This window comes from Amycolatopsis thermalba, assembly GCF_003385215.1.
In the GTDB taxonomy this organism is placed as follows: domain Bacteria; phylum Actinomycetota; class Actinomycetes; order Mycobacteriales; family Pseudonocardiaceae; genus Amycolatopsis_E; species Amycolatopsis_E thermalba.
Window position 1 is genome coordinate 13,082 of sequence record NZ_PQHW01000031.1, and the last position, 24,317, is coordinate 37,398.

Genomic DNA, 24,317 nt, shown 5'->3' on the forward strand with positions numbered 1-24,317 from the left:
GGGGCATGTTCGACACAGTCCTCATCGCCAACCGCGGCGAGATCGCGGTTCGCGTCATCAGCACCCTGCGGCGCCTGGGCATCCGCTCGGTCGCGGTCTACAGCGACGCCGACGCGGACGCGCGGCACGTGCACGAGGCCGACACCGCGATCCGCATCGGCCCGGCCGAGGCGGCCCGCAGCTACCTGTCCATTCCGGACATCGTCCGGGCCGCGGTGGATTCCGGCGCGCAGGCCGTCCACCCGGGTTACGGCTTCCTGTCGGAGAACGCCGAGTTCGCCGCCGCGTGCGAGAAGGCCGGGCTGGTCTTCATCGGACCGCCGGCGGGCGCGATCGACGCGATGGGCGACAAGATCCGGGCCAAGGCCACGGTGTCCGCCGCCGGCGTCCCGGTCGTCCCCGGCCTGTCCGATGTGGACGACTTCGCGAAGGCCGCCGACGAGGTCGGCTACCCGTTGCTGCTCAAGCCGTCCGCGGGCGGTGGCGGCAAGGGCATGCGGCTGGTCACCGAGCCCGGTGAGCTGGAAGCGGCGGTCGAGTCCGCTCAGCGCGAGGCCCGCGCCGCGTTCGGGGACGACCGGCTGCTGCTGGAACGGTTCGTCACCACGCCGCGGCACATCGAGATCCAGGTGCTGGCCGACACCCACGGCACGGTCCTGCACCTCGGCGAGCGCGAGTGCAGCCTGCAGCGGCGGCACCAGAAGATCGTCGAGGAGGCACCGTCGGTGCTGCTCGACGAGGAGACCCGGGCCCGCATGGGCGCCGCGGCCGTCGAAGCTGCCCGCTCGGTCGGCTACGTGGGCGCGGGCACCGTCGAGTTCATCGTCTCCGCCCGCAAGCCGGACGAGTTCTTCTTCATGGAGATGAACACCCGCCTGCAGGTCGAGCACCCGGTGACGGAGATGGTGACCGGCCTCGACCTGGTCGAATGGCAGGTGCGCGTCGCCGCGGGCGAGCCGCTGTCCCTGACCCAGGACGACATCCGGCTGAACGGGCACGCCGTCGAGGCCCGCGTCTACGCCGAGGACCCGGCACGCGGGTTCGTGCCGACCGGCGGGACGGTGCTGGCGCTGGACGAGCCGCGTGGGCAGGGTGTCCGCGTCGACTCCTCGCTCACCGAGGGCTCCGTGGTCGGCTCGAACTACGACCCGATGCTCGCCAAGGTGATCGCGTGGGGCCCGGACCGGGCGTCGGCGCTGCACCGGCTGGACCGGGCGCTGGCCGGGACGTCCGTGCTGGGGGTGCCGACCAACGTGACGTTCCTGCGGGCCCTGCTCGCCGACCCCGACGTGCAGGCGGGGCGGCTGGACACCGGTCTCGTCGAGCGGCGGCTGGACGAGCTGGTCGAGTCCGTGGTGCCGGAGGAGTTCTTCGTCGCCGCGGCGATGGACCGGCTGCTCGGGCTGGTGCCCGCGGACAGCTCCGACCCGTGGTCGGTGCCCAGCGGCTGGCGGCTGGGCGGCCCGGGCGGCGTCACGTTCCGGCTGCGCGCCGGGGACGCCGAAGCGCTCGTCACGATCGAGGGCGCACCGGACGCCGCACGGGTCACTGTGGACGGCGGCGAGCCGGTCGCGGTTTCCGCGCGGCGCACCGGAAACCGGCTCGAAGTGCACTACGACGGCGAGTTCCGCCGGTACCTGCGTGCCGACGCGCCGCGGGACCGCGTGTGGCTCGGCCGCGACGGGCACGGTGTGGTCGTCGGTGAGCGGCCCAACCTGCTCGCCACGCACGGCGACGCGAGCGAGGCCGGCCCGGTGGTCAGCCCGATGCCCGGCACGGTGCTGGTGGTCAAGGTCGCGCAGGGCGACGTGGTGAGCGCGGGCGCGCCGCTGCTGGTCGTCGAGGCGATGAAGATGGAACACACGCTGGTCGCCCCGGTCGACGGCGTGGTCGAGGAACTCCGCGTCCAGGTGGGCCAGCAAGTGGCCCTCGACGAGACGCTCGCGGTCGTCAAGGAGCAGAAATGATCGACTTCCGGCTCGGTGAAGAGTACGAGGCGCTGCGCAAGAGCGTGCACGACTTCGCGCAGAAGGAGGTCGCGCCCGTCATCGGCGGCTTCTACGAGCGCGAGGAGTTCCCGTACGAGATCGTGCGGGGCATGGCGCGGATGGGCCTGTTCGGGCTGCCGTTCCCGGAGGAGTACGGCGGCATGGGCGGCGACTACTTCGCGCTGTGCCTGGCGCTGGAGGAACTGGCGCGGGTGGACTCGTCGGTGGCGATCACGCTCGAAGCGGGCGTGTCGCTGGGCGCGATGCCGCTGTTCCGGTTCGGCTCGGCGGAGCAGAAGGAGAAGTGGCTGCCGTCGCTGTGTTCCGGCGAGGCGCTGGGCGCGTTCGGCCTGACCGAGCCCGGTGGTGGTTCGGACGCCGGCGCGACCCGCACCACCGCGAAGCTGGACGGCGACGAGTGGGTGATCAACGGCAGCAAGTCGTTCATCACCAACTCCGGCACCGACATCACCCGGCTCGTCACCGTCACCGCGGTGACCGGCGAAAAGCCGGGTGGTGGCAAGGAGATCTCGACGATCATCGTCCCGTCCGGCACGCCCGGGTTCACGGTGGCGCCGAAGTACTCGAAGGTCGGCTGGAACGCCTCGGACACCCACGAGCTGTCCTTCGCCGACTGCCGGGTGCCCGCCGAGAACCTGCTCGGCGAGCGCGGCCGCGGGTACGCCCAGTTCCTGTCCATCCTGGACGAGGGCCGGGTGGCGATCGCCGCGCTGAGCGTCGGGCTCGCGCAGGGCTGCGTCGACGAGTGCCTGCGTTACGCCGGGGAGCGGGAGGCGTTCGGCCACCGCATCGGCGAGTACCAGGCGATCCAGTTCAAGATCGCCGACATGGAGGTCCGCGCGCACACCGCCCGGCTGGCCTACTACGCGGCCGCCTCGAAGATGCTGCGTGGCGAGCCGTTCAAGAAGGAGGCCTCGATCGCGAAGCTGGTCGCTTCGAACGCGGCGATGGACAACGCCCGCGACGCGACGCAGATCTTCGGCGGCTACGGGTTCATGAACGAGTTCCCGGTCGGCCGGTTCTACCGGGACGCGAAGATCCTCGAGGTGGGGGAGGGCACCAGCGAGGTGCAGCGCATGCTCATCGCCCGTGAGCTGGGACTTCGCTGAATCCGGTGAACTGAGGCAACCTGCCGCGCCCCCCGCGCGTGTACCCCCCGGACGAGCCGGGACGGCTGGGGTTCAGGGGGGCGCGGTGGACGAGGATTTCGCGGAGTTCGTGCGGGTGGCGTTGCCCGGGCTGCTCCGCTACGGGCACCTGCTCACCGGCAACCCCCACGACGCCGCCGACCTGGTGCAGATCGTCCTGGAGAAGATCGGCGTCCGCTGGGGGACGTTGCGCGGTGCGGAGAGCCCGCTGCCCTACGTGAAGCGCGCCATGGCGAACACGCACGTCAGCCGGTGGCGCAGCAGGCGGCGGGAGAGCCTGGTGGCCGACATCCCGGAACCGCCCCCCTGCACCCCGCCCGACCGGCTCGAGAACGAGCCGTTGTGGCAGGCGCTCGCGGCCTTGCCGCCGCGGCAGCGGACCGTCGTCGTGCTCCGGTACTACGAGGGGTTGTCCGAAGCCGAGATCGCGGCCGCGATGCGGATCAGCCCCGGGACGGTGAAGAGCCAGGCCAGCAAGGCGCTGGCCAGCCTGCGGGGAAAGTTGGGGACCCTGGTGGGGGCGGGTGACGAGTGGTGAACCTCGAGGACGAACTGAGCCGGCTGTTCTCCGACGAGCGCCTCGACGTGCCCGTCCGGCCCGGCGCGGAGCTGCTGGTGGTGGCCGGCGCCCGGCGGCGGCGGTACCGGCGCAACGCGGCGGTGGCGACCGGCGGCGCGCTGACGATGGTCGCGGTCATCGCGGTGGGCATCACGCTGTCCGGCATCGGCGGGGGCCGGACGGACACGCTGCCCGCGACGAACCTGCCGGTGACCACGATCGCGTCGACGCCCGGTCCGGAGTCCGGCGCGCCGCTGCCGCCGACCAGTTCCAGCGCGCCGCCGCAATCGTCGTCGGCGGGGGTGACGAGCGTGCCGAGCGTGCCGGGTTCGCACAGCGCCTCTCGCAGCACGCCCCGGAGTTCGAGCGTGCCGGCGGGCTCGGCGCAACGCCCGGGCTCCACCGACCCGACGATCGGCCCCAGTGGCTGGGGCCGCCTGGCGCTGGGGATGAGCGAGGCGGACGCGGTGGCGTCGGACGAGTTCGACATGACGGAGGGCTACTCGGGCAGTCCGTGCCACCGGTACTGGCTGAAGGGCGGCGGCTCCCCGGTCGACATATCGCCCACCTACGGGGTGGCCCGCATCTCGGCGAAGCCCGGGGTGACCACCCCGGAGGGAATCGGAGTCGGCTCGACGGACGCCGAGGTGATGGCGGCGTACCCCAACGCCACGACGGCCAACTACCTCATCACGGCACCGGTGCCGGGCAACCCGGACGCGGTGTACCTGTTCAACACGGACCCGTCGCAGAAGGTCTTCAGCCTGCGGCTGGAACTGGCGAGCCACCACTGCTGAACCGCAACCCGGCCACGGAAGCGGGCCGACTACGCCCCAGACCTCCCCCGCCCCCGATCCACAGCCGATCTTTGGTCGCCGACCAGGCGTGTCAAGGTACTCTTTCCCGCCTTGACACGCCTGCTCGGCGACCGAAACACAATCCGGAATCGGGGGCGGGGGAGGTCGGCACCCAAGGCGACCACCTGGCGCTGGCCGCGTGACCGTTATAACTATACCGAGGTGGGAAGTGGTCGAACTGAACAGCCGTAGCGAGCCGACCGTGCGTCCGGACGGTGCCGTGATGGAGATCCGCGAGTCCGGTCCGGACGATCTGGCCGCCGTCCTGGGGCTGTTCGACGCGGCCGTCGCCTGGCTCGTCGCCCGGGGCAGTGCCGGCCAGTGGGGCACCGAACCCTGGTCGGCGGACCCGGCGAAGGTCGAGCGCGTCCGCACCATGCTGCGCGAGGGCCGCCCGTTCCTGGCCACTTCGGACGGTGCCCCGGTCGGCGCCCTGATCCTCGACCACCCGCTGCCGTACACGCCGCCGGTCGACGAGCCCGAGGTGTACGTGACGCTGCTGCTGGCCTCCCGCGAGCACCGCGGCGTGGGCGCCCGGCTGCTGGAGTTCGCCCGCCAGGACGCCCGTGCCCGCGGCATCGGCCTGCTGCGCGTGGACTGCTGGGCCGGCGGTGACGGCAAGCTCGTCCGCTACTACGAGAGCCAGGGGTTCACCCCGACGGAGCGGGCGCGCGTGCGTGACGACGTGTGGGTGCAGATCTTCGAACAGCGAGTGTGACACCTCTGGCGCGAATGTCAGTTACCGGGCAGTATGTCCGCCATGGCAACGTTGCACGGCAAGGTCATCGTGATCACCGGGGGCGCGCAGGGGATCGGCGCCACCACGGCCGCCGCCCTGGTGCGGCTGGGCGCGAAGGTCGCGATCGGCGACCTCGACCCGGTCCTCGCCGAGAAGACCGCCGGTGAGCTGGGCGGCGACACGATCGCCCTGCCACTGGACGTCACCGACCACCGCGGCTTCACCGAGTTCCTGGACGAGGTCGAGCGCCGTCTCGGGCCGATCGACGTGCTGATCAACAACGCCGGCGTCATGCTGCTGTCGCCCCTGGCCGACGAGGACGACGCGGCGACCGCGAAGCAGCTCGACGTCAACCTGCACGCGGTCATCCACGGCACCCGCGAGGCGATCCGCCGCATGCGGCCGCGCGGTCGCGGCCACATCGTCAACGTCGCCTCCATGGCGGGCAAGGCCGGCTTCCCGGGCGCGGCGACCTACTGCGCCACCAAGCACGCCGTCGTCGGGCTGTCCGAGGCGGTGCGGCAGGAGCTGCGTGGGTCCGGGGTGGACATTTCGTGCGTCATGCCCGCGGTCGTACGCACCCACCTCGCCGACGGGTTGCCGGAGACGAAGCTCTTCCCGTCGCTGCGGCCGGAGGACGTCGCCAAGGCGATCGTCGCGACCCTGCACAAGCCGCGGTTCGACGTGTTCGTGCCGAAGTCGCTGGACGTCACCGGCCGGGTGAGCCGGCTGCTGCCGCGCGCGGTCGCGGAGTGGTTCATGCGCGCGATCGGCGCCGACAAGGTCTTCACGCAGGCGCACGCGGGCGCGCGGGCGGAGTACGAGGCGAGGGTGCGGCGACCGTGAAGTACCGTCGGTCCGGGAGAAGGATCCGCGGCGTGAACGGAGTTTCGAGGTAGATGGTGGTACCCGCAGTGACCGCGATGGCGGCCAACGCGCTCGGCGTCCTGCGCGGCGGTCTCGCCGATCTGCGGCCGGTGCCGCGCGTGCTGGTCGACCAGGGCCCGAACCGGTCGCTGTACCGGATGACGCCGTCGCCGGAGGGTGATCCGGTGCTGGACGCGCTGGCGCTGGCCGCCCCGGCGCTGTGCTTCGACCTGCGGCGCGGCTGCAGCGTCGCCGAGCACCTCGTCGAGCGGGGCCGCCGCACCTACCTCGTGGACTACGGCACGGTCGCGTTCTCCGACCGGCGGCTGGGCATCGAGCACTGGATCGACGAGGTGCTGCCGCGTGCCATCCGCAAGGTCAGCGAGGACTCCGGCGGGCGCGGCGTGCACCTGGTCGCGTGGTGCCTGGGCGGGCTGTTCTCCCTGCTGACCACGGCGGACCGGCCCGACCTGCCGGTGCGGTCGATCACCACGGTGGCTTCGCCGGTCGACTTCACCGCCATCCCGCTGGTCGCGCCGTTCCGGCCGCTGGTGGACCTCACCGGCGGCTACCTGCTCACCCCGCTGTACCGGATGCTCGGCGGCGCACCGTCCTATGTGGTCGAGCGGGTGTTCTGGGCGACGGGCATCAACAAGCAGCTGACGAAGCCGCTGGCGATCCTGCAGAACCTCGGCGACCGGGACTACCTGGCCCAGATCGAGGCGGTCGACCACTTCATGGACAACATGATCGCCTATCCCGGGCGCACGTTCGGGCAGATGTACCACCGGTTCTTCCGCGCCAACGACCTCGTCGAGGGCGGGCTGGACCTGAACGGGCGGATCATCTCGCTGGCCGGCGTGAAGGTGCCGACGCTGGTGATCGCCGGGCAGGCCGACACGATCGCCCCGAGGCGCGCCGTGGAGCGGCTGGTGCCGTTGCTGGAGAACGCGCCGGAGGTGCGGTTCGAGACGGCGCCGGGCGGGCACCTCGGCGTGCTGACCGGCCGCCGCGCCCGGGCCACGACGTGGCGCCACATCGACGACTTCCTGGACGCGCAACTGTCCGGTTAGGACTTCGTCGAGAGGTGGCTCACGTGGTGGTGCGGACAGCGGCGCGACGCTGCCCCTGACCGAGGCGCTCCGCTCGGCAGGGCCACGTCGGCGCCGCCCTCGCGAGGAACCGCCCCCTCGCCGGCCCAGGCGGGCCGCACTCCGGTGGCTCCTCGCCGTGCGATCGCCTCCTCCGGAACTCCCGCCCGCCGGCCCGACCGCCACCTCTGACGGACGCGCTCCGCGGCAGCGCGCCCGGCCGCGCGGGCGCCGTCCTCGCGAGGAACCGCCCACTCGCCGGCCGACCGCCATGCCTCGCGGCCGCGCTCCGCGCGGCTGCGCTCCCTACCCGTTGGCGCTGTCGTGGAACCGCCGGCTTGCCAGCCCTGCCGTCGCCCTCTGTGGGCGCGCTTTGCCTGGCGGGCCGTACTCCGGTGGCTCCTCGCCGTGGGATCGCCTCCTCCGGAACTCCCGCCCGCCGGCCCGACCGCCACCTCTGACGGACGTGCTCCGCAGCAGCGCCCCCGGCCGCGCGGGCGCCGTCCTCGCGAGAAACTGCCCACTCGCCGGTCGACCGTCAAGCCTCACGGCCGCGTATCCGGCCGGCGGTGCGAGCCGCGTAGGTTTCACACGCGGCTGCGCGGCGGCCCGCTAGGACTTCATCTGCCCGATCTGGATCAGGTTGCCGCACGTGTCGTCGAACACCGCGGTGATCACCGTGCCCATGTCGGTCGGCTCCTGCGTGAACCGCACGCCCAGGCCGCGCATGCGCTCGTACTCGGCCTGCACGTCCTCGACCGCGAACATCGTCCACGGGATGCCGTCGGCGACGAGCGCGTCCTTGAACGGCTTCACCGCCGGGTGGCCGCTCGGTTCCAGCAGCAGCTCGGTGCCCTCCGGGTCCTCCGGCGACACCACGGTCAGCCACCGGTCCGCGCCCATCGGGATGTCGTGCTTCGTCACGAAACCCAGCACGTCGGTGTAGAACCGCAGCGCCTTCTCCTGGTCGTCGACGAGCACGCTCGCCAGGTTGATCCTCACGTCTGTCCCCGCTTCCTGAGCCACCGCTCGACGATCGGTTCGAGCGGTTCGGTGTTGATGTGGTGGAACTTGTACCGGCCCTCGCGCCGGGTCTCGACCAGACCGGCGGACTCGAGCACGTCGAGGTGCTGCGACACCGCCTGCCGGGACGAACTCAACCCGTGGATCGACACCAGCCGCGCGCACAGCTCGAACAGCGTCTGCCCGTCGCGGCTGGTCAGTTCGTCGAGGATCGTCCGGCGCGTGGGATCGGCCAGGGCTTTGAAGACGTCACCCACAGCCGAAACGATAGGCAAGTGGATACTTGCCTGTCAAGCTGACCGTCTCCTGTGTATATTAGGATTCATCCTAGGAAGGTTAGGAAAAATGCCACGTGGGAGGATCACCCCGGACGCCCTGGTGTCCGCCGCCGCCGACCTGGCCGACGAGATCGGCTTCGAGAACGTCACGCTGGCGGCGCTCGCGAAGCGCTTCGGCGTTCGCGACGCCAGCCTCTACACCCACATCCGGAGCCTGGCCGACCTGCGGGAACGCGTGGCGCTGCGGGCGCTCACCGAATGGGCGGACGCACTCGGCGCGGCCGTGGCGGGACGCTCCCGCCGGGAAGCGCTGACCGCCTTCGCCGATACCTACCGGGCTCTGGCGACGGGGCACCCCGGCCGCTACGCGGCGACCCGGTACCCCGTGTCGCCCGAGCGGGCCGCTGCGACGCCGGGCGTGGCCCGCATCATCGAGGTCTGCTACGCGCTGCTGCGCGGCTACGACCTGTCCGAACCGGACGCCACCGACGCGGTCCGGTTCCTGCGCAGCACCCTGCACGGCTTCAGCGACCTGGAGGCCACCGGCGGCTTCACCGCCGACCACGGCGTCGACGTCTCGTGGCGGCGCGCGGTCGACATGCTCCACCACACCCTCGACAACTGGACGAAGATCCAGTGATCCGACAGGAGAAACCCATGCGCATCACGCTCGACGGCACCCCCATCGACTACTACGAGCGCGGCGACGGCCCACCGCTGCTGCGCCTGCCCGGCGGCTCCGGCCACGCCGGCGTCCTCGACGCGCTCACCGCGCACCTGGCCGCCCACTACCGCGTCGTCGCGATGTCCAGCCGCCTGGTCTCCGCGCGCCCGGACGGCGACCAGCACCCGAAGGACTACGCCGAGGACGTCCTCGGTCTCATCGAGGCGCTCTTCGACGAGCCGCCGGTCGTGTTCGCCTTCAGCGCCGCGCGATCACCACCCTCGAACTGCTGACCCGCCATCCCGACCGCCTCCGCCTCGCGATCGTCCACGAGCCCCCGGTGCTCCGCCTGCTGCCCGACGCCGCACGCCACCGCGACGCGCTCGAAGCGGTCCGGACGGCCGCGCGTGCCGGGGAGATGGACGAAGCGGGCCGGCTCATGACCGAAGCGATGACCACGCCGGTGCCCGGCGGAGACTCGCCGGAGCTGCGCCACCCCGGTGACTGGCTCGACGGCTACGCCGGGACCAGCCCGGAACCGCCCACGCCGGAGCTGCTGGAGTTGTTCGCCCATCTCCGCGAACTCCAGCCGCTGTTCCTGGAGCACGTCCTGGTTCCGTTCACCAGCACGGAGGTCGACCTGGCCGCGCTCGGCGCGGTGGGCCGGCGGCTGGTGCCCGCGGCCGGAATCGACTCGCGGGGGCAGCTGCCCTACCGGGCCGCCGCGGCGCTCGCCACCGGGCTCGGACTGCCGCTGACCGAGTTCCCCGGCGGCCACCTCGGGTCCGTGGAGCGGCCCGCGCAGTTCGCCGGGGCGCTCACCGCGCTCGTCGAAGCTAGGCGGGTTTGATGTTGTGCCAGCGGTTGAAGACGTTGTCCGGGTCGTACTCGGCCTTGATCCGTTGCAGGCGCTGGTAGTTCTCCGGCCCGTAGCCGGCGACGACGCGGTCGGCGCCCTCGTCGCCGATGAAGTTGAGGTAGACGTCGCCGCACGCCCACGGCCGCATGTCGGCGCGCAGGTTGCGGGCCCAGGCGATGGCGCGGTCGTCGTCGGCCGGTTCGGCCCACAGGCCCAGCGGGTGCACGGCCCACTTGGTGTCGCGGTCGAACCCCGGCCACTCCTGGCCGGAGGCGACCGCGCCGCCCCAGGGCAGCAGCGCGTGCTGCGACGGTGACGGCACCACCATGTCCTCGGCGCGTTCGCAGAACCGGTCCAGGGCTTCGTCGGGGAGTTCGCGCAGGTTCTCGTCGGACCAGTAGTTCCGGAAGCCGGGCGGGTCGTCGAGCATGCACTGCAGGTCGGCGTAGGGGATGTCGGTGATGACGCGGCCCTGCGGTGCGGTGGCCAGGAGCGGTCCGATGAGCTCGCGTAGCCGGGTTTCCGGGCCGATGCAGGTCACCAGCACGCCGCAGCAGAGCTTGCCGACGAGGTGGCCGGGCACGAACTCCTCGGGCGGGCCGGTGAGGAAGAGCAGGCCGCCGCCGATCTCGTCCGGCGCGGCGTGCATCAGGTCGCGGTAGACGCCGGCGACCGCGCGTCCCTGGTCGGCGGGCCACAGCATCAGGGCGATCGAGAACTCGGGGAGCTCGTGCAGGCGGAAGGTGAGCCGGGTGGCGATGCCGAAGTTGCCGCCGCCGCCGTGCAGGGCCCAGAAGAGGTCCGCGTTTTCGTGCTCGCTGGCGGTGACCTCGCGTCCGGCGGCGGTGACGAGGTCGACGGAGAGCAGGTTGTCGCAGGCGAGGCCGAACTTGCGCTCGAGCCAGCCGGACCCGCCGCCGAGCGTCAGGCCGGCGACGCCGGTGGTCGAGACGCGGCCGCCGGTGGTCGCCAGGCCGTGCGGCTGGCAGGCCCGGTCGAAGTCGCCCCAGGTGGCGCCACCGTCGGCCGTCGCGGTTTTCGCGCCGGGGTCGACGGTGACGGCGTTGAGGCGCCGCAAGTCGATGACGAGGCCGCCGTCGACCAGACACGCCCCGGCGACGCTGTGCCCGCCACCCCGCACGGCGACCGGGAGGTGGCGGTCCCGGGCGAATTCCAAGGCCGACTTGATGTCCCGCACGGTCGCGCACTGCGCGATGACCTGCGGGCGGGCGGTGATCATGGCGTTGAAGACGCCGCGGACGTTGTCGAAGTCGTGGTCTGCGGGGGTGACGACCCGCCCGTCGAAGCGGGCGCGCAAACCCTCCACCGAGGCCGGCTCGACCAGGTAACTAGTCATCTCAGTGCCTCCCTCCGGGATAGTAGGGAGAGTCGTATCCGGGAGGGCCGCGTTACAGCGGAGTCAGTGCCGCCACACCTTGGCCGCCGACAGGAGCAACAGCGCGGCCAGCAGCGGGATCAGCACGCCGTCCGGCACCGCGCCGAGCAGCAGTCCGCCGAGCACCGTGCCCGCGATCGAACCGGCGGCCATCACCGCGACGAAACGGCCGTTCTCGCGCAGTACGGCGAAACTCCGGTCCCTGCTGTAGCGCACGAAGGCGACCAGCATCGTCGGCAGGGAGACCGCCAGCGAGAGGCTGCCCGCGAGCTTGATGTCCGCTCCGAACAGCAACACGATCGTCGGGATCAGCAGCTCCCCGCCGGCCACGCCCATGAGCGCGGCGACCACCCCGATGGCCACCCCCGCCGCGACCCCGGCGACGGTCCGGGCCGCCGGCAGCAGCGCGAACGGTTCGAGCGAGCCGAAGTGGGTGGCGAGGAGCACGCCGGCGATCACCACCAGCAGGATCGCCAGCACGCGGTACAGCAGCGCCGCCCGCATCCGGGTGGCCCACGTCGCGCCGAGCCACGCGCCGGCCACGCTGCCCGGCAACAGGGTGACGAGGACGTCCCAGCGCGCGCCGGCCTCCGCGAACGGCACGGCGAACAGCCGGACGGGCAGTGCGGTGACGACGACCACCAGGCTCATCGCCTTGTTGAGGATCACCGCGTGCAGCGCGGCGAACCCGAAGACCGCGATCAGCAGCGGCAGGCGGAACTCCGCGCCCCCGAGGCCGACCATCCCGCCGAGAACCCCAATGCCCCCACCAGCGGCGAACACCCGAGCCGTCATCACCCGGGCACGGTAACCCACGTGCTCCTGCCGTCACGAGCGATCTTGAAAACCGCCCGTCCGGCTTTCCGGACGGGCGGTTTCCCTTGTCTCACAACCTACTTCAGCTCCGCGCTCGTCTTCCCCAGCAGCCGGCGCGCCACGATCAGCTGCTGGATCTGCTGCGTGCCCTCGAAGATGTCCAGGATCTTCGAATCCCGGGCCCACTTCTCGAGCAGCATGTCCTCCGTGTAGCCGAGCGTGCCGATCAGCTCGACGCACTTCAGCGTGATCTCCACGACCGAACGGCCGGCCTTCGCCTTCGCCATGGAGGCCTGCAGCGAGTTCGGCTTGCGGTTGTCGGCCATCCACGCCGACTCCAGCGTCAGCAGGTACGCCGCCTCGTAGTCGGCTTCCAGTTCCAGGTACGTGGCCGCCGCGGCGTGCTGGTGGTGCGCGGGGCGGTCGTAGTCCACCACGACACCCGCCTCGGCGAGGATCTTCGCCGTCTCCTCCAGCGCCGCCCGCGCCAGGCCGACCGCCATCGCCGCGACCAGGGGGCGCGTGTTGTCGAAGGTCTGCATGACCCCCGCGAACCCCTTGGACGTGTTGATCTCCGGCGAGCCGAGCAGGTTCTCCTTCGGCACGCGGCAGTTGTCGAACCGCAGCACCGCCGTGTCCGACGCGCGGATCCCGAGCTTGTGCTCCAGCCGCACGACCTCGAAGCCCGGCGTGCCCTTCTCCACCACGAACGACTTGATCGCCGCGCGCCCGAGCGACTTGTCCAAAGTGGCCCAGACGACCACGGCGTCCGCGCGGTCACCCGCGGTCACGAAGATCTTCTCGCCGTTCAGCACGTAGCTGTCGCCGTCTTCGGTGGCGGTCGTGGTGATGTTCGCCGAGTCCGAACCCGTGCCCGGCTCGGTGATCGCCATCGCGGCCCACGTCTTCGCGAACCGCTTCAGCTGCTCGTCGTTCGCCACCGACGCGATCGCCGCGTTGCCCAGCCCCTGCCGCGGCATCGACAGCAGCAGACCGACGTCGCCCCAGCACATTTCGATCGCGCCGAGCACCGTCGCCAGGTTGCCGCCGTTGCGGTTCCCGGTCGCCTTCTCCTTTTCGTCGCGCCGCACGCCCTGCGCGCCCGCGCCGCCCTCGCCGGAGGAGTTCAGCCCGTCCAGCACCGCGGCGAACATGTCCAGCTCGACCGGGTACTCGTGCTCGGCGCGGTCGTACTTCCGCGAGATCGGCCGCAGCACTTCCGACGCCGCCTGGTACGCCTGATTGATCAGCGCCCGGGCCTTCTTCGGGGTTTCCAGATTGATCATGATGACCTTCCCAGGCTTGTCAGAGGAGGACGACGCCCTCGAGCACACCGATCGCACGCAGGTCGCGGTACCACCGCTCGACCGGGTGCTCCTTCACGAACCCGTGCCCGCCCAGCAGCTGCACACCGGCGCTGCCGATGCGCATGCCCTTGTCCACGGCCAGCTTGCGGGCCAGCGCGACCTCGCGGGCGAACGGCTTGCCCTGCTCGGCCCGCGCCGCGGCGCGCAGCATGACCAGGCGCATGCCCTCCAGCTCGATCGCGATGTCCGCGACCGAGAACGCGACCGCCTGGCGGTGGCTGATCGGTTCGCCGAACGCCGTGCGCTCGTTCACGTACGGGATCACGTAGTCCAGGACGGCCTTCGCGGTGCCGGTGGCCAGCGCGGCCCAGCCCAGGCGGGACAGCCGCACCGCCTCGGTGAACACCTCCGGCGAGCCGCCGCCGAGCAGCGCGCCCGCGGGCAGCGACACCTTCTCCAGGTGCAGCTTCCCGGTCGCCGCGCCGCGCAGGCCCATCGCCGGCTCGGCCTCGATCGACACGCCCGCCGTCGACGACTCGACGAGGAACAGTGCCGGCCCGCGCCCCTCGAGGTCGGCGGACACGACGAACAGTTCGGCCTGCGCCGCGCGCGGGACCAGGGACTTCACGCCGTCCAGCTGGTAGCCGCCGGGCGTGCGACGGGCCTTGGTGGCCGGCTTGACCGGGTCGAACAATGGCTTGGACTCCAGCAGGGCCAGCGCCGCGGCCGGCACGTTCTCGCCGACGAACTCCGGCAGGTAGTCGGCCTGCTGCTGCGCGTCGCCCCACAGGACGAGCGCGTTGCTGACCGCCGACGGCGCGAGCACCGCGACGGCCAGGCCGAGGTCGCCGTGGGCGAGTGCCTCGGCGACCAGCGCGTTGGTGACGACCGAGCGTTCGGCACCCGCGCCGCCCAGCTCCTCCGGGATGCCGATGAGCGTCACGCCCAGTTCGGCGGCCCTGGTGAGCAGACCGTCCGGCGGGCTGAGCTTCTCGTCCGCCTCGGCGGCCGCCGGGCGCAGCTGCTCGGCCGCGAACTCACCGACCGTCTCGACGATCATCTGCTGGTCTTCGGACGGCGTGAGGTCGAACAGACCCTTGTCCTCGGCCGGGGCCGGGCGGGTCGCGTCACCGCCCCGCTTGCGCGAGGAGGAGAACGTCCGGCTGGCCGCGCCGGCGACCTTGAAACCGTTCCTCGTCGCCGCCGAAACCAGGTTCTGCACCGGCTCGCGCAACCCGCTGCGTTCCAGCGTCCTGCTGCCCGCGAGCCGGGAGAGGGCGGCCAGGCCGAAGCCCATCACGTCCCGCTTCCGGCCGCCGTTCTCCCTGAGCGCCGCCACGTCGCACTCCCATCGCCGTTACCTACTCACGAGTAGGTTAGCGCATGGAGGCCGGTGAACGCCACCGCCCCGGTCAATCGTGCAGGCCGAAGCGGTCGTGCCACCGGCGCAGCCGCGCGGGCGCCCACCAGTTCACCGCTCCCAGCAGCCGCATCGCCGACGGCACCAGCAGCCCGCGCACGAGGGTCGCGTCCACCAGCACGGCCAGTGCGAGCCCGACTCCCAGCAGCTTGAGCACGCTCAACCCGGAGGTGGCCACCGCGGCGAGGACGACGGCCACCACGAGCGCGGCGGCCGAGACCAGCCGTCCCGTGCGCTCCAGGCCCGCCGCCACCGCGCGCGTGTTGTCGCCGTGTGCCAGGTACTCCTCCCGGATGCGGGACAGCAGGAACACGCTGTAGTCCATGGACAGGCCGAAGGCGATGCAGAACATCAGGATCGGCACCGTCACCTCGAGCCGTCCGGTGTGGACGAAGTCGCCGACCAGCCACTTGAGGTGGCCGTCCTGGAAGACGTACACCATGGCGCCGAACGACGCCGTCAGGCTGAGCACGGTGAGCACGAGCTGCTTCAACGGGATCACCACGCTGCCGGAGAACAGGAACAGCAGCACGAGCATGCTCACCACGATGATCAACGCCGCCCACGGGATGCGTTCGGCCAGCATGTCCTTGGTGTCGGTCAGGACCGCCGCGTCCCCGCCGACCAGGGCGGGACCGGGGGCGGGCAGGGCGCGCACGGCACGGACGTGTTCCTCCGCCGCCGCGGAGTTGGGTTCGGCGGCCGAGGCGACCGACAGCCACCCGCCCTGCCCCGAAGACGCCCCGATGTCGACTCGTGCCGTTCCGGGCAGGCCGGCCACGCTCTGGGCGTACGCGGCCACGGCCGGCGGGTCCGCGTCCGGCAGCACCACGACGACCGGAGCGGCCCCGCCGCCGGGGAACTCCGTCCGCACCGCGTCGCCGGCGATCTGCGCCGGGCTGTCCCGGGGCAGCACCCGGTCGTCGAGCAGGCCGAACTGGGCCTGGCCGAACGGCAGGGCCAGCGCGACGAGCACCGTGGCCGCGGACGCCCCCACCAGCACCGGCCGCCGCATCACCCGCACCGCGAGCCGTCGCCACAGGCCGAACCGGTGGCGGCGCAGCCGGGCGAACGGGTCGAACCGGTCCAGCCGGTGCCCGAGCAGGGCGAGCACCGGTGGCAGCACCAGGATGGACGCGAGCGCGGCGAGCGCGACCACCGCGATCCCGGCGAAGGCCAGCGACCGCAGGAAGTAGATCGGGAACACCAGCAGCGCGGACAGGGACAGGCCGACCGTGACCGCGGAGAACAGGACCGTCCGCCCGGCGGTTCGCAGCATCGTGACGATCGCCTCCGCGGTGTCGCGCCCGGCTGCCAGTTCCTCCCGGTAGCGCGTGACGAGGAACAGGCTGTAGTCGACGGCGAGCCCGAAGCCGAGCGCGGTGGCGATGTTCAGCCCGAAGATCGAGACCGGGGTGACGGTGGTGAGCAGCCGCAGGATGGCGAGGGTGCCGGCGACGGTGACGGCCCCGATCAGCACCGGCAGCGCGGCCGCGGCGAGCGAGCCGAACGCCACCAGCAGGATCAGCAGTGTCAGCGGCGCGGCGATCAGCTCGGCTCGGGTCAGGTCGGCGGCGCTCTGCCGGTCCGCCTCCTCGTTGACGGTGGCCGAGCCCGTGGCGAGTACGTCCAGGCCGTCGTGACGTCCGCCCAGGTCCTTGGCGAGTGCGCGGGCGGTGTGGCTGATCTCGGTGTCGTCCCCGCTCAGCTTCGCCACGACGAGCGCGCTCCGGCCGTCCGCCGACCGCAGGGCGGGATCGCCGGTCGTCCAGTAGGAGTGGGCGAACCGCACGCCGGGGGTGGTGGCCAGCCGCTCGGTGAGGCGGGTGCCCGCGGCCGCGTGCGCGGACACGTCGTCGCCGGCGCGGACCACGAGCACGAAGTCCGGCGCCCCGGCGTGGAACCGGTCGGCGAGCATCCGGTCCGCCCGCACCGACTCGAACGAGGGGGCCGTGTAGCCGCCGCTGGACAGCTCGCCGGCGGCGCCGCTGCCGAACACGCCGGCCAGTACCGCGAAGAACGCGGCGAGGACCAGTGCGCGAACCCGGTGCCGCAGGAGCCGCCGGGCCAAAGTGGACAGTGCGCCGCCGGGGGCGGTGGTGGACGTGGTCATGGTGCCTCTCCGGCGGGCTGCGGGGTGCGGGTGGGGCGGAGCAGGGCGAGGGCGAGTGCCGATCCGGCCGCGGCGAAGGCGGCGGTGGTCAGGAAACCGGCGTGCAGACCGGCCAGGTACCCGCGGCTCGTGGTGACGGCTTCGGCGAGCACCAGGACGACGGCGACGCCCAGCCCGGAGCCGGCCCGCTGGGCGGTGCCGACGATCCCGCCCGCGATCCCGGCGTCGGACTGGCCGACGGCGGTGACGGCGGGCACCGTCGCGCCCGCGAACGCGGTGGGCAGGCCGGCGCCGAAGATCAGCGACGGGAGCAGGATGTCGGTCAGGTAGTCCGCCGCGGGCGGGAGCAGCGCGTACCAGGCCAGTGCGACGGCCTGGAGCGCGAGCCCGAGCGCCAGGGCGCCCGGGCCGCCGATCCGGGCGAGCACGCCAGGCAGCGCCGTTCGCGCCGCGACGATGCCCACCACCGCGACCGGCAGGACGGCCAGCCCGGACTGCACGGGCGTGTACTGCTGCGTGTTCTGCAAGTAGAGGGCCAGCAACGCGAACGCGGGCACGTGGGCCGCACCCACCAGCGCGTTGATCACCGCGGTGACGCTGACCTCGCGGATCCGGTAGAGCCGCAGTGGCATCACCGGTTCGGCCGCGCGGGCTTCGACGACCAGGAACACGACCAGCAGCACGGCCCCGGCGACCAGGGTGACGACTGCCGTGGCCGGGTCGCCGTGCAGCGCGGGCAGGCCGTAGCCGAGCAGCACCAGCGCCGCCGTGCCGGTCACCGCTCCGCGGATGTCCAGCCGGCGGGGCGCGGTGACCACCGGATCCGCCGGCAGCAACCGCGCGACGAGCCCCAGCGCCACGACGCCGACCGGCACGTTGATCAGGAAGATCGACGGCCAGCCCAGGGCCTGGGTGAGCACGCCGCCGAGGGCGGTGCCGATCGCCGCGCCCGAGGCGCCCATCGCGCTCCACACCCCGAACGCCCGCCGTCGCGCGTCCGGCGCGGTGAACGTCGCCGTGAGCAGGGCCAGCTGCGCCGGCACGACGACGGCCGCCGCGACGCCCTGCGCGACGCGGGCCGCGATCAGCACCGTGGCCGTCGGCGCGAGACCGGCCGCGGCCGACGCCACGGTGAACAGCGCCAGACCGGCGCGGAACACGCGCCGGGGTCCCAGCAGGTCGGCCGCCCGTCCGCCGAGCAGCATGCAGCCGCCGAAGGCCAGCAGGTACGCGTTGGTCACCCAGCTCAGCGCGGCCTCGCCCAGCCCGAGGCTCGCCCCGATGGCGGGCAGCGCGATGTTGACGACCGTCGCGTCGAGCAGGACCACCAGCTCGACCACGGTGATGAGCAGCAGGGCCCCGCGTCTTCCGTCCACGAGTGCCTCCTCCAATTTCACTAGAGCATTGCTCTAGTGAGTGTTCCGCTAGAGTGTTGCTCTAGTCAAGGAGGAGGCGTGGTGGCGGAGCGGGTACCGGGGAAGACCGGGGTGCGGGCGGCGAAGGCCGCGCGGACGCGGGCGCGGATGCTCGACGCGGCGAAGGCGCTGTTCGTGCGGCAGGGCTACGCGGCGACGAGCATGCAGGCCATCGCGAAGGAGGCCGGCGTCGCGGTGCAGACCCTGTACTTCACGTTCGCCACGAAGCGGGCGATCCTCGGCGAGCTGCTGGACGTCCACGTGGCGGGCGACACCGAGCCGGTGCCGACGCTGGACCGGCCGTGGGTGGCCGAGGCGATGGCCGCGCCGCCCGCCGAGCAGCTGCGGCTCATGGTGGCCGGCGCGGGCACGATCTTCGCGCGCGTCGCGGACATCCTCGAGGTCGTCCGGTCCGCCGCCGCGGTGGACCCGGAGATCGCCGAGATGTGGCAGGTCAACCTGGATCAGCGGCGGACCGTGATGACCGCGTTCGCCGAGCGGCTGGTGGCGAAGACCGAGCTCCGGGGCGGGATCGACGCGGAGCGGGCGGCCGACATCGCGCTGGCGACCCTCTCGCCCGAGGTCTACCACCTGCTCGTGCACCAGCGGGGCTGGAGCGCGCGGGAGTGGACGGACTGGGCCGCCGACGCCCTGGTGCGTCAGTTCCTGCCCGATCCGTGAGGCCGGCTAGCCCAGGTCCAGTACCGCCGCCATCAGGACCCGCAGCTCGGCGGCCAGTCCCGGTCTCGAATTGACTCTCCGGGTGCGCGACAGGTCGTTCGCAATCGTCAGGGCCGCGTGCACCGTGATCTTCGCTTCGCGGGGGTTCAGCGACGGCTGCGCGGCGCCCAGCAGGCTGACCCACTGCGCCACGTAGTCCCGCTGGATGCGCAGCAGCTCGGCGCCCTCTTCCTCGGCGTAGTTGACCGCGTCGGCCGAGAACGACACCGCCAGCTCCGCCGAACCGGTCAGCACCCGCACGTACGAATCGATCAGCCCGCGCAGCGCCTCCGTCTCGTCCGCGCTGCTCAGCCGCACCCGTTCCGCGTCCAGCAGCAACCGGTCCGCCGCCCGGCGCGCGATCGCCCCCAGCAGCGCCGCCTTGCTCGAAAAGTGCCGGTACACGCTGGGGCCCGCGATACCGGCCGCCGCGCCGATGTCCTCCATGCTCACCGCGTGGAAGCCGCGCCGCTGGAACAACTCCGCCGCCGCCGACAGGATCTGCTCCCGCCGCGAAACCACCCCGACCCCAGCCGGTGCGGGCGCCGGCTCGGCGACATCGTCCGGCAGCCGCACGTGCAGCACCCGGCGGGCCAGCGAAGCCAGCAGCTCGGCGAACCGCTTCCGCGCCACCGACGTCCGGTGGACCGAAACACTGCCGAACACGCTCATCGCCGCCCAGCACAGCAGTTCCGCGTCCGCAGGCCCCAGGTCGGGGCGCAGGTTCATGAGCTCCTTGGCCCACGACGTGAGCAACGCCGCCGACCGGCGGCCGATCTCGCGCTGGTCCTCCGGCGACAGGTGCCGCCCCTCCCACCGCCACAGCGCCGCCACGTCCCGCCGCTCCACCGACGACTCCGCGATGCCCCGCAGCAGCCGCTCCACCTGCGCGCCGTCCGGCCGGCGCAGGGTCGACAACGCGGCCGCGGTCGCGTCCTCCATCTCCCGCACGCCGTCGAGCAGCACGTACGCCAGGATCGCCTGCTTGTCCGCGAAGTGCCGGTACACGGCGGGACCGGTGATGCCGGCCGCCGCGGCGATGTCGTTGATGCCCACCCCGTGGTAGCCGCGGGCGCGGAACAGCTCGGCGGCCAGGCCGGCCAGCTGGGCCTTGCGGTCGGGGCGACGGGACGTACTCGACATGGTGATCCCACTCTAGCCGGAGTGAGACCCCCTGCAAACGGTTGACACCAGGGGAATCAGCCGGAGTATGTTAGTGGCAATTAGCGTCAGACCCAGACGGATGCAGTAAGCAGGAAGGACCGTCGGTGTGAGCAACGAGGCATACATCTACGAGGCGATCCGGACGCCTCGTGGCAAGAACAAGGGCGGGTCCCTGCACGGGGTCAAGCCGATCGACCTCGTGACCGGACTGATTCACGAACTCCAGGCCCGGCACCCGGGCCTGGACCCGGCCGCGATCAACGACATCATCCTCGGCGTCGTCTCGCCGGTCGGTGACCAGGGCGCCGACATCGCGCGCGCCGCGGCGATGGCCGCCGGCGTGCCCGACACCGTCGCCGGTGTCCAGCTCAACCGCTTCTGCTCCTCGGGTCTGGAGGCCGTCAACCAGGCCGCCGCCCGGGTGCGCTCCGGCTGGGAGAACCTGATCATCGCCGGTGGCGTCGAGTCGATGTCGCGCGTGCCGATGGGCTCCGACGGCGGCCCGATGTTCACCGACCCGGCCACGAACTACGACACGTACTTCGTGCCGCAGGGCATCGGCGCGGACCTGATCGCCACCATCGAGGGCTTCAGCCGCGAGGACGTCGACGCCTTCGCGGTGCGCTCGCAGGAGAAGGCCGAGGCCGCCTGGTCCGGCGGCTACTTCGCGAAGTCGGTCGTGCCGGTCAAGGACATCAACGGTGTCACGATCCTCGACCACGACGAGCACCGCCGCCCCGGCACCACGCTGGAGAGCCTGGCCAAGCTCAAGCCGGCGTTCGAGACGATCGGCGAGTTCGGTGGCTTCGACGCGGTGGCGCTGCAGAAGTACCACTCGGTCGAGAAGATCAACCACGTCCACACCGGCGGCAACTCCTCCGGCATCGTCGACGGGGCCGCGCTGGTGCTGATCGGCAACGAGCAGGTCGGCAAGGACCTGGGCCTGACCCCGCGGGCCCGCATCGTGGCGGCCACCATCACCGGGTCCGACCCGACGATCATGCTGACCGGGCCGACGCCGGCCACCAGGAAGGTCCTCGACCTCGCCGGCATGACCACCGACGACATCGACCTGTTCGAGCTGAACGAGGCGTTCGCGTCGGTCGTGCTCAAGTGGATGAAGGACCTGAAGCTGCCGGACGAGAAGGTCAACGTCAACGGCGGGGCGATCGCGATGGGCCACCCGCTCGGCGCGACCGGTGCCATGATCCTGGGCACGATGGTCGACGAGCTGGAGCGGCGCCAGGCGCGGCGCGCGCTGCTGTCGCTGTGCATCGGCGGCGGAATGGGTATCGCGACGATCATCGAGCGGGTGTGACCATGACCAACACTATTCGCTGGGACCAGGATTCCGACGGCGTCGTCGTGCTCACCCTGGACGACCCCAACCAGTCGGCCAACACGATGAACGCCGACTTCCGCGAGTCCTTCAAGAACACGGTCGAGCGGCTGGAGTCCGAAAAGGACTCGATCACCGGGGTCGTGATCACGTCGGCGAAGAAGACGTTCTTCGCGGGTGGTGACCTGCGTGACCTGATCCAGGCCACGCCGGAGCACGCGGCCGAGATCACCGCGAGCACCAACGCCATGAAGGCCCAGCTGCGCAAGCTGGAGACCCTCGGCAAGCCGGTCGTGGCCGCCATCAACGGCGCCGCGCTCGGCGGTGGCCTGGAGATCGCGCTCGCCACGCACCACCGGATCGTCGCGGACGTGCCGGGCACGGTCGTCGGCCTGCCCGAGGTGACCCTGGGCCTGCTGCCCGGCGGTGGCGGCATCGTGCGCACCGTGCGGCTGCTCGGCATCCAGAGCGCCGTGCTGAACGTGCTGGTGCAGGGCCAGCGGCACAAGCCGGCCAAGGCGCTGGAGCTCGGCCTCGTGCACGAGGTCGTGTCCAGTGTGGACGAGCTGCTGCCCAAGGCCAAGGAGTGGATCAAGGCCAATCCCGAGGCGCAGCAGCCGTGGGACGTCAAGGGCTACAAGATTCCCGGCGGCTCCCCGTCGAACCCGAAGTTCGCGGCGAACCTGCCCGCGTTCCCGGCCAACCTGCGCAAGCAGCTCAAGGGCGCGCCGATGCCCGCCCCGCGTGCCATCCTGGCCGCGGCGGTCGAGGGTGCGCAGGTCGACGTCGAGACCGCGACGCAGATCGAGACCCGCTACTTCGTCAGCCTGGTCACCGGCCAGGTCGCGAAGAACATGACCAAGGCGTTCTTCTTCGACCTGCAGCACATCAACTCCGGCGGCTCCCGCCCGGACGGGTACGAGAAGTACCAGGCGCGGAAGGTCGGTGTGCTCGGCGCGGGCATGATGGGCGCCGCGATCGCGTACGTGTCGGCGAAGGCCGGGATCGAGGTCGTGCTCAAGGATGTCTCGCTGGAGGCGGCCGAGAAGGGCAAGGGCTACGCGGTCAAGCTCGAAGAGAAGGCGCTGTCGCGGGGCAAGACCACGAAGGAGAAGTCGGACGCGCTGCTGGCGCGCATCAAGCCGACGGCCGACCCGGCGGACTTCGCCGGGGTGGACTTCGTGATCGAGGCCGTGTTCGAGAGCCAGGAGCTCAAGCACAAGGTCTTCGGCGAGATCGAGAACATCGTCAACCCGGACGCCGTGCTCGGCTCGAACACCTCCACGCTGCCCATCACCGGCCTCGCGCAGGGCGTGCAGCGGCAGGAGGACTTCATCGGCATCCACTTCTTCTCGCCGGTGGACAAGATGCCGCTGGTGGAGATCATCCGCGGGGAGAAGACGTCGGACGCCACCTTGGCGAAGGTCTTCGACTACACCCTGCAGATCAAGAAGACACCGATCGTGGTCAACGACAGCCGCGGCTTCTTCACCAGCCGGGTGATCGGCACGTTCATCAACGAGGCGGTCGCCGCATTGGGCGAGGGTGTGGAGCCCGCGTCGATCGAGCAGGCCGGTTCGCAGGCCGGCTACCCGGCGCCGCCGCTGCAGCTGATGGACGAGCTGACGCTGACCCTGCCGCGGAAGATCCGCGAGGAAACGAAGGCGGCGATCGAGGCGTCGGGCGGCACCTGGCAGGGACACGCCTCCGAGGCGGTCATCGACCGGATGATCGACGAGTTCGACCGCAAGGGCCGCTCCAGCGGTGCGGGCTTCTACTCCTACGACGAGAACGGCAAGCGCATCGGCTTGTGGCCGGGCCTGCGGGAGGCGTTCAAGTCGGGCAGCGCCAACGTGCCGTTCAAGGACCTGCAGGAGCGCATGCTGTTCGCCGAGGCACTGGAAACGGTCCGCTGCTTCGACGAGGGCGTGCTGCTGTCGGTGCAGGACGCCAACATCGGCTCGATCTTCGGCATCGGGTTCCCGGCGTGGACCGGTGGTGTCATCCAGTACATCAACCAGTACGAGGGTGGCCTGCCCGGTTTCGTGGCGCGGGCGAAGGAGCTGGCGGAGAAGTACGGTGAGCACTTCCAGCCGCCGGAGTCGCTGGTGAAGAAGGCCGAGGCAGGCGAAAAGTTCGAGTAGGACTGAGAAGGAAAGGCGCCCTTCCCAACAGGGGAAGGCGCTTTTTTCTTTGAACCCAACCGGCGCCCGGCAACGCAGCAGCACCGACCACCCCCAGGGCCGCGCGGCAGCCCTGCACAACCGGCGCCCGGCAACGCAGCAGCACCGACTACCCCAACCAGACCTCCCCCGCCCCCGATCCACAGCCTGCTTTGGTCGCCGATCAGGCGTGTCAAGGTACTCTTTCCCGCCTTGACACGCCTGCTCGGCGACTGAAACACAATCAGGCATCGGGGGCGGGGGTGGTCGGAAGGTGACCGTTCGGCGCCGTGAGGCGCTTTAACCGCCCGAAGGGCGGACTCTTCGCCTGCCCAACGTCACCTCTAAAGATCAAAAGATGTCCTCGCCGG

Annotated in this window: 22 protein-coding genes; 13 read left to right on the forward strand and 9 right to left on the reverse strand. The window is 71.6% G+C overall.

All coding sequences use genetic code 11. From position 1 onward, the window contains the following. Window positions 1–5 precede the first annotated feature (5 nt). From D0D15_RS14945 to D0D15_RS14975, 7 genes are all read left to right on the forward strand, one after another. On the forward strand, window positions 6–1,967 hold the full coding sequence (locus D0D15_RS14945; protein ID WP_094008606.1) for an acetyl-CoA carboxylase biotin carboxylase subunit: 1,962 nt from the start codon (window positions 6–8) through the stop codon (window positions 1,965–1,967). Next, window positions 1,964–3,118 carry an acyl-CoA dehydrogenase family protein gene (locus D0D15_RS14950; RefSeq protein WP_094008607.1) on the forward strand — a complete coding sequence of 385 codons (1,155 nt, stop codon included), beginning with the start codon at window positions 1,964–1,966 and terminating at the stop codon, window positions 3,116–3,118. Before D0D15_RS14945 ends, D0D15_RS14950 begins: the two co-directional genes overlap by 4 nt. An 85-nt stretch (window positions 3,119–3,203) precedes the next feature. After that, window positions 3,204–3,695 (forward strand): SigE family RNA polymerase sigma factor, encoded by a 492-nt coding sequence (locus tag D0D15_RS14955; protein ID WP_094008608.1) that lies wholly within the window; start codon window positions 3,204–3,206, stop codon window positions 3,693–3,695. Next, on the forward strand, window positions 3,692–4,513 hold the full coding sequence (locus D0D15_RS14960; protein ID WP_233157515.1) for a hypothetical protein: 822 nt from the start codon (window positions 3,692–3,694) through the stop codon (window positions 4,511–4,513). Before D0D15_RS14955 ends, D0D15_RS14960 begins: the two co-directional genes overlap by 4 nt. Window positions 4,514–4,796: 283 nt before the next feature. Continuing rightward, window positions 4,797–5,291, forward strand: a complete 495-nt coding sequence (locus D0D15_RS14965) for a GNAT family N-acetyltransferase (RefSeq protein ID WP_094008625.1) — start codon at window positions 4,797–4,799, stop codon at window positions 5,289–5,291. Window positions 5,292–5,324: 33 nt separating this feature from the next. After that, window positions 5,325–6,158, forward strand: a complete 834-nt coding sequence (locus D0D15_RS14970; protein WP_094008610.1) for an SDR family oxidoreductase — start codon at window positions 5,325–5,327, stop codon at window positions 6,156–6,158. Window positions 6,159–6,211: 53 nt separating this feature from the next. Continuing rightward, window positions 6,212–7,252 (forward strand): alpha/beta fold hydrolase, encoded by a 1,041-nt coding sequence (locus tag D0D15_RS14975; protein ID WP_167481511.1) that lies wholly within the window; start codon window positions 6,212–6,214, stop codon window positions 7,250–7,252. A gap of 630 nt (window positions 7,253–7,882) precedes the next feature. Here the strand turns inward: D0D15_RS14975 and D0D15_RS14980 are convergent. Together D0D15_RS14980 and D0D15_RS14985 are read right to left on the reverse strand one after the other, a co-directional pair. Further along, window positions 7,883–8,272, reverse strand: coding sequence for a VOC family protein (locus tag D0D15_RS14980; protein ID WP_094008612.1), 390 nt, complete (start codon window positions 8,270–8,272; stop codon window positions 7,883–7,885). Further along, the gene (locus D0D15_RS14985; protein WP_094008613.1) at window positions 8,269–8,550 is read right to left on the reverse strand and encodes an ArsR/SmtB family transcription factor; all 282 of its coding nucleotides are present in this window, start codon (window positions 8,548–8,550) and stop codon (window positions 8,269–8,271) included. Before D0D15_RS14985 ends, D0D15_RS14980 begins: the two co-directional genes overlap by 4 nt. An 88-nt stretch (window positions 8,551–8,638) precedes the next feature. Between D0D15_RS14985 and D0D15_RS14990 the strand changes: the two genes are divergently transcribed. Genes D0D15_RS14990 through D0D15_RS36590 form a run of 3 tightly spaced genes read left to right on the forward strand, consistent with a single transcriptional unit; the run spans window position 8,639 to window position 10,085 of the window. Next, window positions 8,639–9,211 carry a TetR/AcrR family transcriptional regulator gene (locus D0D15_RS14990; protein ID WP_094008614.1) on the forward strand — a complete coding sequence of 191 codons (573 nt, stop codon included), beginning with the start codon at window positions 8,639–8,641 and terminating at the stop codon, window positions 9,209–9,211. Window positions 9,212–9,228: 17 nt separating this feature from the next. Further along, window positions 9,229–9,528 (forward strand): alpha/beta fold hydrolase, encoded by a 300-nt coding sequence (locus D0D15_RS36585; protein WP_208646177.1) that lies wholly within the window; start codon window positions 9,229–9,231, stop codon window positions 9,526–9,528. Window positions 9,529–9,575: 47 nt separating this feature from the next. Beyond that, a complete protein-coding gene (locus D0D15_RS36590; RefSeq protein WP_198958381.1) occupies window positions 9,576–10,085 on the forward strand; it encodes a hypothetical protein in 510 nt (169 codons plus the stop codon). Here D0D15_RS36590 and D0D15_RS15000 read toward each other — a convergent pair. The 6 genes from D0D15_RS15000 to D0D15_RS15025 all read right to left on the reverse strand — a co-directional run bounded on the left by D0D15_RS15000 (window position 10,072) and on the right by D0D15_RS15025 (window position 18,522). Then, the gene (locus D0D15_RS15000) at window positions 10,072–11,451 is read right to left on the reverse strand and encodes an FAD-binding oxidoreductase (protein WP_094008615.1); all 1,380 of its coding nucleotides are present in this window, start codon (window positions 11,449–11,451) and stop codon (window positions 10,072–10,074) included. The two genes, D0D15_RS36590 and D0D15_RS15000, sit on opposite strands and share 14 nt — an antisense overlap. A gap of 63 nt (window positions 11,452–11,514) precedes the next feature. Then, window positions 11,515–12,285: a sulfite exporter TauE/SafE family protein gene (locus tag D0D15_RS15005; protein ID WP_094008616.1), complete on the reverse strand. Its 771-nt coding sequence runs from the start codon at window positions 12,283–12,285 to the stop codon at window positions 11,515–11,517. Window positions 12,286–12,383: 98 nt separating this feature from the next. Continuing rightward, a complete protein-coding gene (locus tag D0D15_RS15010) occupies window positions 12,384–13,592 on the reverse strand; it encodes an acyl-CoA dehydrogenase family protein (protein ID WP_115944510.1) in 1,209 nt (402 codons plus the stop codon). Between the two features lie 19 nt (window positions 13,593–13,611). Continuing rightward, window positions 13,612–14,910 (reverse strand): acyl-CoA dehydrogenase family protein, encoded by a 1,299-nt coding sequence (locus D0D15_RS15015; protein ID WP_094008626.1) that lies wholly within the window; start codon window positions 14,908–14,910, stop codon window positions 13,612–13,614. A gap of 115 nt (window positions 14,911–15,025) precedes the next feature. Continuing rightward, window positions 15,026–17,146, reverse strand: coding sequence for an MMPL family transporter (locus D0D15_RS15020; RefSeq protein ID WP_094008618.1), 2,121 nt, complete (start codon window positions 17,144–17,146; stop codon window positions 15,026–15,028). After that, window positions 17,143–18,522 (reverse strand): MFS transporter, encoded by a 1,380-nt coding sequence (locus tag D0D15_RS15025; protein ID WP_094008619.1) that lies wholly within the window; start codon window positions 18,520–18,522, stop codon window positions 17,143–17,145. The genes D0D15_RS15020 and D0D15_RS15025 overlap by 4 nt, the downstream gene beginning before the upstream one ends. An 81-nt stretch (window positions 18,523–18,603) precedes the next feature. Between D0D15_RS15025 and D0D15_RS15030 the strand changes: the two genes are divergently transcribed. Beyond that, the gene (locus D0D15_RS15030) at window positions 18,604–19,242 is read left to right on the forward strand and encodes a TetR/AcrR family transcriptional regulator (protein ID WP_233157516.1); all 639 of its coding nucleotides are present in this window, start codon (window positions 18,604–18,606) and stop codon (window positions 19,240–19,242) included. Window positions 19,243–19,248: 6 nt separating this feature from the next. Here the strand turns inward: D0D15_RS15030 and D0D15_RS15035 are convergent, their stop codons facing one another. Beyond that, a complete protein-coding gene (locus tag D0D15_RS15035; protein ID WP_094008620.1) occupies window positions 19,249–20,424 on the reverse strand; it encodes a TetR/AcrR family transcriptional regulator in 1,176 nt (391 codons plus the stop codon). A 127-nt stretch (window positions 20,425–20,551) separates the two neighbouring features. On the opposite strand from D0D15_RS15035, the gene D0D15_RS15040 reads away from it, so the two are divergent. After that, a complete protein-coding gene (locus D0D15_RS15040; RefSeq protein ID WP_115944511.1) occupies window positions 20,552–21,763 on the forward strand; it encodes an acetyl-CoA C-acetyltransferase in 1,212 nt (403 codons plus the stop codon). Continuing rightward, window positions 21,760–23,928, forward strand: a complete 2,169-nt coding sequence (locus tag D0D15_RS15045; protein ID WP_094008622.1) for a 3-hydroxyacyl-CoA dehydrogenase NAD-binding domain-containing protein — start codon at window positions 21,760–21,762, stop codon at window positions 23,926–23,928. The genes D0D15_RS15040 and D0D15_RS15045 overlap by 4 nt, the downstream gene beginning before the upstream one ends. Window positions 23,929–24,317: the final 389 nt, after the last annotated feature.